This is a genomic window from Rhizomicrobium sp., from assembly GCA_037200985.1.
GTDB lineage: Bacteria > Pseudomonadota > Alphaproteobacteria > Micropepsales > Micropepsaceae > Rhizomicrobium.
The window spans coordinates 1,735,001-1,751,573 of the sequence record JBBCGJ010000001.1 but is presented as its reverse complement, the minus strand read 5'-3'; the positions used below and the strand labels follow the sequence as shown (position 1 = coordinate 1,751,573).

12 protein-coding genes are annotated in these 16,573 nt (G+C 66.0%); 3 read left to right on the top strand and 9 right to left on the bottom strand.

Annotated features, from left to right (window positions below):
* Nucleotides 1-53: 53 nt before the first annotated feature.
* From WDN01_08515 to WDN01_08505, 3 genes are all read right to left on the bottom strand, one after another.
* Nucleotides 54-2,057: a M13 family metallopeptidase gene (locus WDN01_08515; GenBank protein ID MEJ0026054.1), complete on the bottom strand. Its 2,004-nt coding sequence runs from the start codon at nucleotides 2,055-2,057 to the stop codon at nucleotides 54-56.
* Between the two features lie 172 nt (nucleotides 2,058-2,229).
* Complete coding sequence (locus WDN01_08510; GenBank protein MEJ0026053.1) at nucleotides 2,230-3,015, bottom strand: enoyl-CoA hydratase/isomerase; 786 nt, start codon at nucleotides 3,013-3,015, stop codon at nucleotides 2,230-2,232.
* Between the two features lie 105 nt (nucleotides 3,016-3,120).
* On the bottom strand, nucleotides 3,121-4,170 hold the full coding sequence (locus tag WDN01_08505) for a GGDEF domain-containing protein (protein ID MEJ0026052.1): 1,050 nt from the start codon (nucleotides 4,168-4,170) through the stop codon (nucleotides 3,121-3,123).
* A gap of 150 nt (nucleotides 4,171-4,320) precedes the next feature.
* Here WDN01_08505 and WDN01_08500 point away from each other — a divergent pair, with 150 nt between their 5' ends.
* A complete protein-coding gene (locus WDN01_08500) occupies nucleotides 4,321-5,766 on the top strand; it encodes a coniferyl aldehyde dehydrogenase (GenBank protein MEJ0026051.1) in 1,446 nt (481 codons plus the stop codon).
* A 59-nt stretch (nucleotides 5,767-5,825) separates the two neighbouring features.
* Here WDN01_08500 and WDN01_08495 read toward each other — a convergent pair whose 3' ends face one another.
* From WDN01_08495 to WDN01_08475, 5 genes are all read right to left on the bottom strand, one after another.
* A complete protein-coding gene (locus tag WDN01_08495) occupies nucleotides 5,826-6,611 on the bottom strand; it encodes a 3-hydroxybutyrate dehydrogenase (protein ID MEJ0026050.1) in 786 nt (261 codons plus the stop codon).
* Nucleotides 6,612-6,621: 10 nt separating this feature from the next.
* Nucleotides 6,622-7,368 (bottom strand): acetoacetate decarboxylase, encoded by a 747-nt coding sequence (locus WDN01_08490; protein MEJ0026049.1) that lies wholly within the window; start codon nucleotides 7,366-7,368, stop codon nucleotides 6,622-6,624.
* Nucleotides 7,365-8,498, bottom strand: coding sequence for a patatin-like phospholipase family protein (locus WDN01_08485; GenBank protein ID MEJ0026048.1), 1,134 nt, complete (start codon nucleotides 8,496-8,498; stop codon nucleotides 7,365-7,367). The genes WDN01_08490 and WDN01_08485 overlap by 4 nt, the downstream gene beginning before the upstream one ends.
* Nucleotides 8,499-8,582: 84 nt before the next feature.
* Nucleotides 8,583-9,422, bottom strand: a complete 840-nt coding sequence (locus WDN01_08480) for an aminoglycoside phosphotransferase family protein (protein ID MEJ0026047.1) — start codon at nucleotides 9,420-9,422, stop codon at nucleotides 8,583-8,585.
* A gap of 6 nt (nucleotides 9,423-9,428) precedes the next feature.
* Nucleotides 9,429-10,943, bottom strand: a complete 1,515-nt coding sequence (locus tag WDN01_08475) for a DEAD/DEAH box helicase (protein ID MEJ0026046.1) — start codon at nucleotides 10,941-10,943, stop codon at nucleotides 9,429-9,431.
* Between the two features lie 325 nt (nucleotides 10,944-11,268).
* On the opposite strand from WDN01_08475, the gene WDN01_08470 reads away from it, so the two are divergent.
* Nucleotides 11,269-12,102, top strand: a complete 834-nt coding sequence (locus WDN01_08470; protein MEJ0026045.1) for a sterol desaturase family protein — start codon at nucleotides 11,269-11,271, stop codon at nucleotides 12,100-12,102.
* A gap of 47 nt (nucleotides 12,103-12,149) precedes the next feature.
* Entirely contained in the window at nucleotides 12,150-14,438 is a 2,289-nt protein-coding gene (locus tag WDN01_08465) for a M20/M25/M40 family metallo-hydrolase (protein ID MEJ0026044.1), read from the top strand.
* Between the two features lie 6 nt (nucleotides 14,439-14,444).
* Here the strand turns inward: WDN01_08465 and parE are convergent, their stop codons facing one another.
* Nucleotides 14,445-16,427 carry a DNA topoisomerase IV subunit B gene (gene parE / locus WDN01_08460; GenBank protein ID MEJ0026043.1) on the bottom strand — a complete coding sequence of 661 codons (1,983 nt, stop codon included), beginning with the start codon at nucleotides 16,425-16,427 and terminating at the stop codon, nucleotides 14,445-14,447.
* Nucleotides 16,428-16,573 lie beyond the last annotated feature (146 nt).

Here is a 16,573-nt window from a genome sequence, read left to right as displayed (position 1 = left end):
TCATCCAATCAAGAAAAATGCCGCCGGGCTGAGGCCCGGCGGCACGATATCGGCTACCAAAGATGAACCCGCTGGTCCGGCGGCAGGTAGTACTTATCGCCCGGCTTGGCGCCGAACGCGTCGTACCAGGCGTCGGTGTTGCGCGTCGCGCTGATGGCGCGGAACTTGGCCGGCGCATGCTCGTTCGACAGCACCTGCGTGCGCAGCGCCGCGTCCCGCGTCTTCGAACGCCAGATCTGAGCGAAGGACAGGAAGAAGCGCTGATCGCCGGTATAGCCGCCGATCAACGGCGCCGGCTTGCCGTCGAGCGACAGATGATAGGCCTTGAGCGCGATGGTGATACCGGCGAGATCGGCGATGTCCTCGCCCAGCGTGTTGGGGCCGATCACGTGCAGGCCCGGCAGCGCTTCATAGGCGTCGAACTGGTCGGACAGCGCTTGGGTACGCGCCTTGAAGTCCTTGAAGTCCTCCGCCGTCCACCAGTCGCGCAGGGCGCCGTCGCCGTCGTATTTCGCGCCCTGGTCGTCATAGCCGTGGCTCATCTCGTGGCCGATCACCGCACCGATGCCGCCATAATTCACCGCGTCGTCGGCGTAAGGGTCGAAGAAGGGCGGCTGCAGGATCGCCGCCGGGAACACGATCTTGTTCGCCGAGGGATCGTAATAGGCGTTCACCGTTTGCGGGGTCATGCCCCATTCGGCCTTGTCGACCGGATCGTCGAGGCGCTTGAGCTCTCGATTCCATTCGAAGACGGCGCCCGCCTGCACGTCCGCCAGAAGCGCGCCCGGAACGATGTTGTACGTCGAATAATCGAGCCATTTGTCGGTGTAGCCGACATAGGGCGTGAACTTGTGCAGCTTGTCGAGCGCCTTCTGCTTGGTCGCGTCCGACATCCAGGTGAGAGTGCGGATGTCGGCCTCATAGGTCTTCATCAGGTTGTCGACGAGTTCCTTTGCCTTCTCCTTGGCGATGGGCGGGAAATATTTCGCGACATAGATCTTGCCCAGCGCGTCGCCCAGGATGTTGTCGAGCAGGTGCACGCCGCGCGTCGCGCGGTCGAGCTGCTGCGGCTGTCCGCCGAGCACCGTGCCGTAGAAGGCGAAATCCACGTCGTCGAACGCCTTGGGCAGATAGGCCGAGAAGGCGTGCAGGTAATGCACCGTCAGATAGTCGCGCCACACCGAAACCGGGGTCTCGGCGAACACCTTGGCCAGGCCCGGGAAGGCCGACTTCTGCGTCACCACGACAACGCGCTCGCCCTTGGGTCCGGTCATCGGCACCCCGGGCTCGGCGAAGAACGCGTCCCAGCGGAAATCCGGCGCGAAGCTCTTAAGCTCGGACACCGGCATCGGATTGTAGGTCTTGTCCTCGTTGCGGTTGTCGGCGCGCGACCAGTGGAGCTGGGCGATCTTCGCCTCGACATCGTAGATTGCCTGGGCGCGCTTGTCGGCGTCGGTGAAGCCGGCCAGCGTCAGGATGGAGGTGAGGTATTTCTTGTAGGCTTCGCGTGCCGCGACTTCGCCGGCTTCGGTGCCCAGATAATATTCGCGGTCCGGCATGCCCAGCCCGCCTTGGCTCAGCACGATCGAATAGGCCTTGGGGTCCTTCTCGTCGACGCCGATATACATGTTGAACACGCTGGAAGCGGCCAGCCTGGGCGACGACATCAGTCGCGCTACGTCGTCCAGCGTCTTGGCGCCCGCGATGCGGTCGAGGTCGGCCTTGGCCGGCGCCAGCCCCTGGGCGTCGATGGCCTTCTGGTCGACGAAGGCGTCATAGAGATCGACGAGCTTCTTCTCTTCCGTCGTCAGCGCGGGCTTGGTCTGCAGTTCGGCGACGATGTCCCTCATTCGCGTTTCGCTCAGGATGCGCAGGTTCTGGAACGCGCCGATGCCGCTGCGCTCCGGCGGGATCTCGGTCTTCTTGATCCAGGCACCGTTGGCATAGGCGAAGAAATCGTCGCCGGGCTTGACGGTCGTATCCATCGCCGTGAGGTCGACGCCCCATGCCCCGAGTTCGGGCTTTCCGGCGGTGTCGGCGGCGAGTGCGCAGCTCACGCTCAAGGCTCCGGCCAATAGGATAAGGCTGCGTCGCATCGCCGATGTCTCCAAGGGAAGGAGGCGCGGCGGAGCGCCGGCCTGTCAGGAATCCGTCACCAATAGGTCAGAACTGACCGGCCGCGCGCAAGTCACGGACGCGCGAGTTGACCGCCGGAATCGACGCGGCAGGTTATTTCCCTTGGAACTTCGCCGGGCGCTTTTGCAGAAAGGCCGAGACGCCTTCGACGAAATCTTGTGTCTTTCCGGCTCGTTCCTGGCTTATGCGTTCGAGGTCGAGCTGCTCCTCGTAAGTGTTGAGCGGGCTCTGCCAGTACAGGCTGCGCGTGATGGCGAGCGAAGACGGCCCGTCCGCGAGCTGGCCCGCCAGCCGCAGCGCCTCTTCCATCAGCGCGTTGTCATCGACAACACGATTGATCAGACCCCACTCCAGCGCCTTCTCCGCCGGCAGGCGCTCCGCCAGCAGCGATAGCTCCTTGGCGCGGGCCAGCCCGATGAGCCGCGGCAGCAGCCAGGTCGAGCCGCCGTCCGGCACCAGGCCGATGCGCGTGAACGCCTGGAGGAAATAGGCCGAGCGCGCCGCAACGACGAGATCGCCCATCAGCGCGAGGCTCATCCCGACACCGGCCGCCGCGCCGTTCACCGCGGTGACGAAGGGAATGGAAAGGTCGCGCAGCCGGCGCAGGAAGGGATGATAGACGGTCTCCAGCGCATGACCCACGCCGGTATCCTCGCCGCCGCGCTCCGAGAGGTTGGCGCCCGAGCAGAAGCCACGGCCTTCGCCGGTAAGGATCATGGCGCGGAAACCGTTCTCCTTGCTCTCGACGAAGCTGAGCGCAGCCGCCGCGCCGCGCACCAGCTTGACGCCGGCGGCGTTCATCGCCTCGGGGTGGTTCAGCGTCAGCACCGCGACCTTGCCGTGCGCCGTCACATAAGCCCGATCGAATTCCGTCCGCATGCGGCTCTCCCTGTTTGCCGCGCGAAGCATAAGCGGTGTCGGCGCGAAATATCACTCCCCTTGAAGGGGGTGTCGGTGCGTAAGGCTACGCCGCGTCAATTTCGGCTAAGCAGCGTCGATTTCGAGATCGGCGGTCCGCGGAATTTCCTGGGCGATCACACGATTGCGGCCGGCGTGCTTGGCGCGATAGAGGCACATGTCGGCACGCTGGATCAGCATCGTGCCGTCCTCGCCGCTCGAAAGCTCGGCCACGCCGATGGAAACGGTGATCGAGCCCAGGATGTCGCCGGTCGACTTTTTGACCAGCTTCTTGTTCTGCACGCTGGAGCGGATCTGCTCGGCAAGCTTCCTGGCCGAGGCGAGGTCGGCCTTCCGCACGATGACCGCGAACTCCTCGCCGCCGAAGCGCGCCGCGGTGTCGCGGCCCTTGACGTTCTCCGAGATGCAGGCCGCGACGAGCTTGAGCACGTGATCGCCCGTCTGGTGGCCCCAGGTGTCGTTGAACAGCTTGAACCGGTCGATGTCGCACATGAAGAGCGCCAACGGCTCGCCGCTCTGCCGCGCCTCCGCGATGGCGGTGGCGAGCTCGTTGTCGAAGGCCTTGCGGTTGGCGATGCCGGTCAAGGGATCGGTCAGGCTCTCGCGACGCACATTTTCGAGCTGCGCGCGCAGATCGCCGACCTGATGGGAGGATTTCTGCAATTCCTGCTCGAGCGAGCGGGTGCGCGTCTCCATCGACTTGGTCGCGGCGACCAGGCTCCCGACCAGCTTGCGGACGGCTTCCGGCGACTGGTCGTCGCCGAGCTCGCCGCTCGCCGCCGACAGCGCGTTGCCGTATTCGCCCGCGAAATTCGCCGCCGATTCCATTTTCGCGATGGCGTCGTCCAGCGAGACGGTCACGGTTTCGCCGATCGCCTCGACCGCGCGTTCGGCGCGGTCGCGCGCGAAACAACGCTCGCGCAGTTCCTTGAGCAGCGACGGCGTGAAGGCATGCCGCGCCGCGATCATGTCGCCGATGATGCGGCCGACCGCCGGCGATTCGCCGGCGGCATAGGTGTAGAACAATTCGTAATTGTCGGGCGTCGGCGAGACATCGCACTCGCCCATCAGGGCGAGCGTCGTCTTGGCCAGCGCCAGTTCGCGTTCGCTACGCAACTCCCCACTCCACCGCCGAGGCCCGCCATTCGAGCGTCCGGCGAGTGTGGCCGAGGGTTCGTAAAAAACTCTTAAGGGCGCCATTGAGGCGGTGCGGCGCAGCGACTAGATTGACAAAATATCAGAAAAATCCAGGGAAAGAGACACGATATGAGCGCTGCTGAAGCGAGACCCGATCCGGCCGCCGAGATGCGCCGCGTCCTGGAGCTGCAAAAGAAGGCCCATCTCAAGGACGGCGCCCCCAGCGCCGAAAAACGCATCGAATGGATCGACCGCGCCATCGCGCTCCTGGTCGGCCACAAGGACGCCATCGCCGACGCGCTCCGGGAGGATTTCGGCCACCGTTCGGTCGAATCCTCGCTCTTCACCGACGTCTCCGGCTCCATCGGCCCGCTGAAGCACGCCAAAGCGCATCTGAAGACCTGGATGAGGCGCGAGAAGCGCAAGGTGACGCCTTCGATCCTCGGCCTGTTCGGCGCCAGGGCCCATATCGACTATCAGCCCAAGGGCGTGGTGGGCGTGATCAGCCCGTGGAATTTCCCGTTCAACCTCACCTTCACGCCGCTGGCCGGCGTCTTCGCCGCCGGCAACCGCACCATGATCAAGCCGTCCGAGTTCACGCCGCGTTCGTCGGAGCTCATGGCGCGCATGTTCCGTTCCGCCTTCGACGAGAGCGAGGTCGCCGTCTTCACCGGCGGCGCGGATGTCGGCGCGGCCTTCTCGCGGCTCGCCTTCGATCACCTCCTGTTCACCGGCGCGACCTCGATCGCCTATCACGTGATGAAGGCGGCGGCCGAAAACCTCGTGCCGACCACGCTGGAGCTCGGCGGCAAGTCTCCGGTGATCGTTGGCGACAGCGCCGACATGACGCTCGCCGCCAGGCGCGTGATGTTCGGCAAGACGATGAACGCCGGCCAGATCTGTCTCGCGCCCGACTATGTGATGGTGCCGAAGGCGAAGTCGGGCGAGTTCGTGAAGCAGGCCGCCGACGCCGTCAGCGCCATGTTCCCGACCCTGAAGGACAATTCCGACTACACCTCGGTGATCAACCAGCGGCACTATGACCGGCTGCAGGGCTATCTGGACGATGCCCGCGCCAAGGGCGCCGAGATCGTCGAGCTCAACCCGGCGAAGGAGGATTTCCGGCAGCAGCCCTATCACAAGATTCCGCCGACGCTGGTGCTGAACCCGACCGACGACATGAAGATCATGCAGGACGAGATCTTCGGCCCGCTGCTTCCGGTGAAAACCTATGGCGCGGTCGACGAGGCCATCGGTTACGTCAACGCGCACAGCCGCCCGCTCGGTCTCTACTATTTCGGCAGCGACAATGCCGAGCAGGAGAAGGTGCTGGCGCGCACGACCTCCGGCGGCGTGTCGGTCAACGACGTGGTGATGCATGTCGCGATGGAGGACCTGCCGTTCGGCGGTATCGGCCCGTCGGGCATGGGCGCCTATCACGGCATCGACGGGTTCCGGACCTTCAGCCACGCCAAGGCCGTGTTCCAGCAGACCGGCCGCGACCTGACAGCGATGCTCCGCCCGCCCTATGGCCCCGGCATCCGCAAGATGCTGGCGGGAAGCATCAAGGCGTAAGCCACGTCCCCAAAAAAACGTCATCGCCTGGACAAGCCGGGCGATGACGACGCGTGGATTTACTCCGCCGTCCACCCACCATCGACCGAGATATTCGCCCCGGTGATGTTCTTTGCCGCGTCGGAGCACAGGAACACCGCGATCCCCGCGACTTCCTCGACCGTCACGAACTCTTTGGTCGGCTGGGCGTCCAGCAAGACATCGTTGATGACCTGCTCCTTGGTCATGTTGCGTGCCTTCATCGTGTCGGGGATCTGCTTTTCCACCAGCGGCGTCCACACATAGCCGGGGCTGATGCAGTTGACCGTGATGCCGTGGGTCGCGGTCTCCAGCGCTATGGTCTTGGTCAGGCCGGCGATGCCGTGCTTGGCCGCGACATAGGCAGACTTGAACGGCGAGGCGACCAGCGAATGCGCCGACGCGGTCGAGATGATGCGTCCCCAGCCGCGCTTCTTCATGCCCGGCACCGCCGCGCGCATGCACAGGAACGCCGAGACCAGATTGATGGCGATGATCTGCTGCCATTTGTCGACCGGAAACTCCTCGACCGGCGCCACGAACTGGATGCCGGCATTGCACACCAGCACGTCGCAGGCGCCGAAGGTCGTCTCCGCCAGCGCGACCATGGCCGAGACCTCGTCGGGCTTGGTCATGTCGGCCGGCGAGTAGATCGCCTTGACGCCGAAATCGGCTTCGATGCTCGCGCGCTCCCTCTCGATGTCGGCGGCGGCGCCGAAGCCGTTCAGCGTGATATTGGCGCCTTCCTTGGCGAAGGCGCGGGCATAGGCGAGGCCGATGCCGCTGGTGGAACCGGTGACGACGGCGGATTTTCCCTTGAGCGACATGGCGATCTCCTTATGGGGCGAGGTAGTCGTGCAGCACACGACCGTAAGGCAACACGAAGTCCACGATCTGGTGCCGACCGCCGACGATCTCCAGCACCGGCAAGTCGGCGACGCGGCAATTGACATGCGGAATCAGGTGCAGCCGCGCCGGCCCATCCCACGCCTCATGCACCACGATGTCTTCGAGATTGTAGCCGACGAGCTGGGCGATCTTCGGCTTGCCGTCGACGTCGGGAATCCATTTGAGGTTGACGTTCAGCTTGGCGATGCCGGCCTTCACCTGGTCGAGCTTGCCGGCGAGGCTGACGGGCTTGTAGCTCATCGTGCCGAACGCCACGCGCTCCTCGTCGTAGTGCAGCGTGCCGGTCAGCGTGTCCTTGATGACCTTCAGCCGCGGCACGCCGTATTTCTTGGGAAAGCCCCAGATCTCGCGCCCGCCGGTGATCGGCGGCTCGTCGTCCAGATACATCTGCACCGAGAAATTGCACGGCTCGCCGTTATAGGTGGCGAAGATGCCGGTGCCGCTCTCTTCGTAGTCGCCGAAGCCCGAGGCGTCTGGCATCTTCATCCACTCGTAATAGACGAGATCGCCGCCGGCAGGCGCCAGCGGCTCGGGCAGGGCGGCGCGGATCGCGGCCGGGTCGGTCCGGTAGGTGATGATCAGATATTCCCGCCGCACGAAGCGGAACGGACCCGGAGGATAGCTGGGGCTGAACAGCGGCATCGAGGAGGCCGCCAGGATGTCGTCGCGGGTCACTTGATGGGCTCCATTTCGATCAGCCTCGTCGTGGCCTTGCGGCGCTCGCACACCATCTCGCCGCGCTTCTCCATCGCCTTGCGCAGGTCCGCGAGGCCGGCCGCCCAATGCTCCAGCATGGTCTGGCGCGAGAATTCGAAGTCCTTGGACGGGCCCTCATAGGGCTTGCGGCGGTAGATCAGCTTCACCACGGTCACCGCGTTCTCGTAGGTCAGATCGCCGAGCATCTCGGCGTTCGGCGTGCTGCGCAGCTCGGGCGGCAGCGAATCCAGCAGCGCCCGCAGCGCGACCTTGGCCTCGTGGACCTTCAGCCCGAGTTCGAGGTTGTGCGCCGTGCGGCTCGCATAGCGGATGTCCTTCTCCCGCTCGGCGACCTCCAGCAGGGTCCGCGGCAGCCGGCCGAAGGCGTTGAACAGATCGACCTGGAGGATGATCAGATCGTCCTTCGTCACAGTCTGCATGACGTATTGCAGCGGCGTGTTGGAGACGACGCCGCCGTCCCAATAATGCTCGCCGTCGATCTCGATCGGTGGAAAGCCCGGCGGCAGCGCACCCGACGCCATCACGTGCTCCGGCCCGATCTTGCGCTCGGTGTTGTCGAAATAGACGAGCTGCCCGGTGCGCACGTTCACCGCGCCAAGGCTGAGGCGCATCTCCTTGGCGTTGATGCGGTCGAAATCGACGAGCCGGCTCAGCGTCTCGCGCAGCGGCCCGGTATCGTAATAGCTGAGCGCCTCTGGCGCGCCGGGCGGATAGAACATGGCGGGCGGCATGCGCGGACGGAAGAAGCCCGCGACGCCCGCCGCTGCCGTCCAGGCGGCCGCGGCCTCATTCAGGAACGAACGGGCCGTGGCGTTGGAAACGTCGGCGGCAAACGGCACGCCGACGCTCGATGTCTCCCAGAACGCACGCAGGCGGGGCAGGCGGTCCTCGCGCTTGTTGCCGGCGATGAGCGCCGCATTGATCGCGCCGATGGAGATGCCCGCGATCCATTCGGGCCGGAAATCGGCCTCCGCGAGACCCTCATAGACGCCGGCCTGGTAGGAGCCCAGCGCCCCGCCGCCCTGGAGCACCAGGACGCGCCGCGCCCCGTCGCCGGTTCGGGGAGCCTGGGTCGTGACCGAATCCATCCCGCGCGCCTTATATTGCACCGCAGCAAATATAGGCTGCCGCCCCGGAAGTACACCAGTCCAAGGTGAAACTTTTGTTCGGTTTCAGCCGCCGAGAAGTTCCAGCGCGGTCAGCGTCGCGGCCGCCCAGGCCGCGCCGCCGGCGGATTGCGGCCGGTGCCGGGCGTTCCACAGCGCGGCGATGCAATTGCGCGCAAAGCACCAGCCCAGCACCCGCTGGCGGTCCAGCCCCAGCCGCTCGCAATAGATCCGCACCCGGCGGTCCATCTGCGTTTTCGACGCGAAGATGTCGGGCCGCTCCAGCGGATTGCGCAGCGGCGCGGCGAGCTCGAAGGCCAGTTCGCCGCGAGTGCCTTTCGGATCGATCGCCAGCCAGCCGCGCGCTTCGTCGAACAGGATGTTCTCGTGATGCAGATCGCCATGGAGCAGCACGGGCGCCTGCTGCGAGGCATCAAGCTCGAAGAACAGCGCCCGGGCGCGATCGACGATACTCCTGGTCAGCGGCGGATGTTCGACGTGGCGGGCGTATTCGGCTTTCTGCTCGTCATGCCCGGGCCAGGCTGCCGGATCGGCCTTGGCGCTTTGCAGCTTTTCGATCGTGTCGCAGACGATGTGCGTTGCCTCGTCGTCGCGGCCCGCCAGCGGACAGGTCTTGAGCATCATGCCCGGCACGATGCGTTCAACCAGGATGGCGCGGTCGCCGCTTTCGAGCACCCGCGCCGTGCCATGCCCGTTATGCAGCGCGAGATAGCGCGCGCTCGGCGCCTCATCGCTGTCCGGCTTGAATACTTTGAGAACCGCGCGTTCGCGCCCACGCGTTACGAAAACGAGCCACGACGAATGCGTCTCGAACGGCGCGCCGTCCGGCGCCAGGCCCCATCGCTCAATGTGCTCGCGCAGAGGAGGGTCGGGCAACGGCGCCACGAAACCCTACGCGTCGGCCTTTTTCGGCAGGTTCACGGGCCGCAGCAGGAAGGCCGGCAATTCGTGCTTCTCCGGCTTCACCGGCGCCGCGTCGTTCTTGCGGTCCTGATGCGCCTTGTGCGGCCGCTCGCGCTTGGGCTGCGCGGGTGCTTGCGCCTGCGGTTCGCGATGCTCGCGGCGCGGCTCATGCTTCTTCTCGGGCCGCGGCGCACGCGGCGGTTCGGGCGCCCGCGCCGCGGGCTGCTCGACCGGCGCCGGAACGGGCTGGGCCTCGACCGCGGGCGCCGGCTCCATCGGCGCCACATGGTCGTGGAATTTATCGGGACGGAACCGGTCGCGGCGATCGCCGCGTCCCCGTCCGCCGCCTTTTTGCCCGCCGCGGCGCTCTTCGTCGCGGCGCGGCTTGCGGTCCTCGCGCACTTCGATGTTCTCCATCGTCTTGCGCGGGATCGTGGTCTTGGTGAGCTTCTCGATGGCCTCGACCTGGCGTTCGTCGCGCGGCGTCGCGAGCATATAGGCCGCTCCGCTACGCCCGGCGCGGCCGGTGCGGCCGATGCGATGGACATAGTCGTCGGGATGGAACGGCACGTCGAAATTGAATACGTGGCTGACGGCCGGGATGTCGAGGCCGCGTGCCGCGACGTCGCTGGCAACGAGGATCTTGAGATCCCCGGCACGGAAGCGATCCAGCGTCTTGGTGCGCAGCGACTGGTCGAGATCGCCGTGCAGGGGCGCCGCGTCGAAGCCGTGTTTGACCAGCGACTTGGACACCACATCGACGTCGCGCTTCCTGTTGCAGAACACGATGGCGTTGTTGAGCGTCGGCTCCGCCTCGCGGATCAGGCGGCGCAGCGCCTCGCGCTTGGCCCAGTCGTTCGCCGGGATGTTGACGATTTCCTGCGTGATGTTCGACGCCGCGGTCGCCGGGCGGGCGACTTCGACGCGCACCGGATTGTGCAGGAACTGGTCGGTCAGCCGCTGGATCTCCGGCGGCATGGTCGCCGAATAGAACAGGGTCTGGCGCGTGAAGGGGATGAGCTTGCAGATGCGCTCGACGTCCGGGATGAAGCCCATGTCGAGCATGCGGTCCGCCTCGTCGATGACGAGGATCTGCACCTGGCTCAGCATCAGCTTGCCGCGCTCGAAATGATCGAGCAGGCGGCCGGGCGTGGCGATCAGGACGTCAACGCCGCGATCCAGCTTCTTCTCCTGGTCGTCGAACGAGGTGCCGCCGATCAGAAGCGCCATCGAAAGCTTGTTGTACTTGCCGTATTTCTCGAAGCTCTCGGCGACCTGCGCCGCGAGCTCGCGGGTCGGCTCCAGGATCAGCGAGCGCGGCATGCGCGCCTTGGCGCGGCCGCGCGCCAGCATCTCGATCATCGGCAGGGTGAACGACGCCGTCTTGCCGGTGCCGGTCTGGGCGATGCCGATGATGTCGCGCCGCTGCAGCACATGGGGGATGCCCTGCGCCTGGATCGGGGTGGGAACGGTATAGCCGCTCGCCGCGACCGCCTTCAGCACGTCGGCCGACAGGCCAAGGCTCTCGAAGCCGTTCGCTTCGGCGGGGGCAGGGGGGCTAGGCTCGACAGAAGAAACAGGGGATTCAAGTACTTCTGCAATGCCGGCTTCCGCGCCGGCGGTCGTCTCGATGCTCGTCTTACGCTCCTGATGGGGCGCATTTCGAGCGCCCGAAGTCGCCGGCCCGTATCGGCCCGACTCGTGTGTGGGATTGGATATAAGCGTAATTTTCTTACTTTTCAACTCGTGTCGATTTCGCGGGGAGTTCCGTCGACGGACCGCCGCCGGCGGGTGCGTTTGACCGTCGTCGAGAACGGGAACCTCCGGCGTGGGCCATGACAAGGAACTGCTTCGCCAAATCGTCGGCCTCATCATCGCCTTCGGTGTGCTAACGGTCCTCTACTGGGGCTTGGCAAGGCTGTGGCCGTCGGTGCCGGGGCAAAAGGTCTTCCGCAAAGGCTTTTGGACCGACTGCGTCTACTGGCTGTGGACGCCGATCATCACCAAGGCCGTCACGCCGCTCGCCATCGGCATCGTCGTATTTCCGCTCGTCCTGCTCTTCGGGCTTCACTATCAGACGCTGGCGCAGGGCCATGGCGTGGTCAGCCGCCAGCCGCTCTGGCTCCAGGCCGGCGAGATTTTCCTGATCGGCGATTTCTTCGGCTATTGGCAGCACCGGCTGTTCCATCAGGCGCGGCTATGGCCGTTTCATGCCGTCCACCATTCCTCCACCGAGTTGGATTGGCTGTCCTCCGTCCGCCTGCATCCGGTCAACGATATCGGTGCCAAGCTGATCCAGGCGGTGCCGCTGGTCGCGCTCGGCTTCAACCTGACGACGGTCGCGCTCTACGCACCGGTCGCCACCTTCTATGCCATCATGGTCCACGCCAATCTGAACTGGGACCTCGGCCCGTTCCGCGCCGTCTTCGTCAGCCCTGCCTTCCATCGCTGGCACCACACCAAGGCCGATGAGGGACTGGACAAGAACTTCGCCGGGGCCTTTCCCGTCTGGGACATTCTCTTCGGCACCTATTACATGCCGCGCCGCCAGCCGACTGCGTTCGGCATCGCCGATCCGATGCCCGGGGGTTTCTTCGGCCAGATGCTCCAGCCCTTCCGTCGGCGCGCCGCTGCGGCGCTCGGCGCCGAGCCCGCGGCCTGACGTGCCCGCGTTTCCGCGATACAGTCGCGGCAGCGGGAGGGTGTTCCATGGAATCGAGATCGTCCGGCGCAGGCCTGCGCCTCGTTGTGCTCGCGCTGGTCGCGGTCGCGATCTGGTTCTGCGGCGCCACCTTCGACGGGCTGCCGCGCCCGCTCGGCCCCGATGCCCCGGTGGCGGAATTCTCCGCCGCGCGCGCCGACGCGACCCTCGGCCGGCTGCTCGGCCCCGAAGTGCCGCATCCCGTCTCCTCGCCCGCCAACAAGGCGGTGCAGGGCCGCATCCGTGCCGAGTTCGCCGCGCTCGGCGTCAAGACCAGCCTCTATCGCGCCTTGGGCTGCGCCAGCCGGGCGGATTACGGCTTCTTCGCCTGCGGCACGGCCGAGGACATCATCGCCGAGGTGGCGCCGGGCGAGGGCAAGGCCATCGTCCTGGTGGCGCACTACGACTCCGTTCCGGCAGGCCCCGGCGCCGGCGACGACCAAGCCGGCGTCGCGACGATCCTGGAGACCGTCCGCGCCCTGAAGGCGCGCGGGATGAAGACGAAACACCCGGTCGTCGCGTTGATCACCGATGGCGAAGAGGCCGGACTGCTCGGCGCGCATGCGTTCCTCGATAATCCCGCTTTCCGCGCCCGCGTCGGCATCGCGATCAATGTCGAGGGGCGGGGCAATCGGGGGCCGAGCCTTCTTTTCCAGACCAGTCCGGGCGACGGACGGCTGATCGATCTCTACGCGAAGCACGTTCCGGCCTATGCGACCGGTTCGCTGTTCCCGGTGGTCTACAAGATGCTGCCCAACGACACCGATCTGACGGTGTTCCTCGACCACGGTTTGCCGGGCTACAATTTTTCTTTCCTCGGCCACGTCGCCGACTATCACACCGCGCAGGACCGGCGCGCCAATCTCGGCCGGGCGACGCTGCAGAGCCATGGCGACAACGTGCTCGGCGTCGCCAGCGGTCTGATGCAGACCGATTTCGCCGCGCTCAAGGGCGGCGACGATATCTATCTCACCGTGTTCGGCCATCTTCTGCCCCGCCTTCCGGCGTCCTGGGCGGTGCCGCTCGCGATCCTGGTGCTGGCGATTCTTTTTGCTGCGGCCTGGGCGTCGCGCGGCGAGGTGCTGGGTCTCGGCCGGCGGTTCGCGGCGTTTTCCATCCCGCTGGTAGCCATCGTAGGCAGTGCCGTCCTCGGCTGGCTCCTGCATGTCGTCGCGGCGACGGTCTCGGGCGGGCCCGATCCGTCCTACGCCTATCCGATCTGGCTGCGCATCGCGCTCGCGCTGGGCATCGCCGCGGTGACGCTTCCGCTCTCGCGCTGGGCAAGCGTGCGCATGACGGCGCTGTCCATCTGGACCTGGATCGGCGGGCTGGGCCTTCTCACGGCCATTCTGCTGCCCGGCATCAGTCCGTATTTCCTTTTTCCCGGCGTGATCGGCGCGGTCATCCTGCTCGCCCGGACGCGCCTGACCGGCGCCTGGTCCGGGCCGGCCGGCGAGATCGCCCTCTTTATTGCCGCGCTCCCGATGATGGTGGTCTGGCTTTCGCTAGCGAGCACGGCAGAGACCGTGCAAGGCCTCGCGCTGCATCCGCTGTTCACGGTCTCCGTGGCGTTTGGCGTCCTGCCGCTGCTCCCGCTGCTGGCCGCGCGTCCGCTTCGGCGGCTCGATAGAAACGCCGTCGTGGCGGCGCTCGCCGGCGGCGCATTGGCCTTCGCGATCGTCGCCGGCCTGGTTCCTGCCTACAGCGCCTACGCACCGCAGCGGCTGAACATCGATTTCGTCGACGATCACGAAACGGGCAGGGCGCTCTGGGCCGCCGATGCCGGCGCGCCCTTGCCCAAGGCGCTGCGGGCCGTCGCGCCCTTCGGCACCAAGGCGGTCACGGCGACGCCGATAGCCTTTCAGAAATCCTATGTCGCGCCCGCCGGGGCTCTGCGCTATCCCGAGCCGAGCGTCGCCGTGACGGCGGAGCCCGTCGCCGGCGGCCGCTCCATGACGCTGACGTTCCACGGCTCGCCGCTGGCAGATCGCATGGTGCTGGTGGTGCCAAAGGAGGAAGGCCTCCTGCGCGCCGAGATCGACGGCCACGTCTTCCTGCCGGCGGCGCGCAGCCTCAACCCCGTCGGCACGATCATCGCCTGTGTGACGGCGGACTGCCGCGACAAGTCGGTCAAGCTCGTCTTCTGGCGCCCTGGCCCCAAGCACCTCGTCCTGGGCGAACAGCATTTCGGCCTGCCGGCGGACGGCGCAAAATTCCAGGCGGCCCGCCCGCCCGAGGCGGTCGCCTCGCAGAGCGGCGACACGACCATCGTGTTCACCAGGCTGCTGATGCGTTAGCGATCGTCAAACATCCACGCCGGTCGCGAACTGGGCGTTCTCCTGGATGTATTGGAAGCGCAGCTCGGGCTTCTTGCCCATCAGCCGCTCGACGATGCTCTCCGTGTCCTTGCGATTGTCCTCGGCGATCTCGACCTGCAACAGCGAGCGCGCGCCCGGCTTCATGGTGGTTTCCTTGAGCTGCGCCGGCATCATCTCGCCCAGGCCCTTGAAGCGGCCGACCTCGACCTTGGCATTGGCTTTGAACACCGTCTTGAGCAATTGGTCGCGATGCTTCTCGTCGCGCGCATATTCCGTCTTGGCGCCTTGCGTCAGGCGGTAGAGCGGCGGCATGGCGAGATAGAGATGACCCTCGCGCACGAGCTGCGGGATTTCCCGATAGAAGAAGGTCAACAGCAGCGAGGCGATATGGGCGCCGTCGACGTCGGCGTCGGTCATCACGATCACGCGGTCGTAGCGCAGATCGCCCTCGCGGTATTTCGCGCCCGTGCCGCAGCCCAGCGCCTGCACCAGATCGCTCAGCTCCTGGTTCTGCGCCAGCTTGCCGGCCGCGGCGCTCGCCACGTTGAGGATCTTGCCGCGCAGCGGCAGCACCGCCTGGGTGGCGCGGTCGCGCGCCTGTTTGGCCGAGCCGCCGGCGCTGTCGCCCTCGACCAGGAAGATCTCCGTGCCGCCGCGACCGTCGCGGGTGCAGTCGGCGAGTTTGCCGGGCAGCCGGAGCTTGCGCGTCGCCGATTTGCGCTGCGTCTCCTTTTCCTGGCGCTTCTTCAGCCGGTCTTCCGCCTGCTCGATGACGAAATCGAGCAGCTTGTCGGCTTCCGCCGGGCTCTCCGCCAGCCAATGGTCGAAGTGATCGCGCATCACCGTCTCGACCAGGCGCTGCGCGTCGGGTGAGGACAGCTTGTCCTTGGTCTGGCCCTGGAATTCCGGCTCGCGGATGAAGACCGAAAGCACGGCGCAACACGCGCTCATCACGTCGTCGGCCGTCACCAGCGCCGTCTTGCGGTGGTTGACCCGCTCGCCATGGCTGCGCAGCGCCCGCGTGAGCGCGTTGCGCAGGCCCTGTTCGTGCGTGCCGCCTTGGCTGGTCGGGATCGTGTTGCAATAGGAGTGCACGAAGGGATCGATCTGCGGCGTCCACACCGCCGCCCATTCCACGGCACCCCCAATTCCCTTTTGACCACCGTCCTTGTTCTCGGTGCGGCCGAAGAATTCGCGCTGGGTGACCGTATTGCTGGAGCCAACCTCGCTCTTGAGGAAATCGAGCAGGCCGCCGGGGAATTTCAGCGTGTCCTCGGCCGGCGTGTCGCCCTTGATCAGCGCGGGATCGCATTTCCAGCGGATCTCGACGCCGCGGAACAGATAGGCCTTCGACTTCACCATCCGGTAGAGGGTCGCCGGCGAGAAGTGACAGTCCTTGCCGAATATCTGCGGATCGGGATGGAAGGAGACGATCGTGCCGCGACGGTTGACCGGCCCCATGTCTTTGAGCTTGCCGACCGCGTGGCCGCGCTCGAACCGCATCTTGCGGCTGTGCTTGTCGCGGGCGACGTCGACTTCCATCCACTCCGACAGCGCGTTCACGACCGAAGCCCCGACGCCGTGCAATCCGCCCGAGGTGTCGTAGACCTTGCCGCCGAACTTTCCGCCCGCGTGCAGAGTCGTCATGATCACTTCGAGCGCCGACTTGGCTTTGAACTTGGGATGGGGATCGGTCGGGATGCCGCGGCCGTTGTCGCGGATCGTCAGGACGTCGCCGGCCTCGAGCTCCACCTCGATCCGGTTGGCGAAACCGGCCACCGCCTCGTCCATCGCATTGTCCAGGATTTCGGCCGCCAGATGGTGCAGCGCCCGCTCGTCGGTGCCGCCGATATACATGCCGGGCCGCCGGCGCACGGGTTCCAGGCCCTCCAGGACCTCGATGTCCTTGGCGGTATAGCTTCTGCCCTGGGGGGCGTCGGAGTCGAAAAGATCGGGTGGTTTGGCCATGACTGCGCTGACGAGGGGTTGTGGAACTTCGCGATTCGCGAGGGAGCTTATGATACCAGCTTAAGTTCCCAGGAAAGTACTGTATCCGCTGAGCATTTTTTAACGCTGCATTCCCTACAGTGAATGCAAGCCGCGCGGAAGATCAT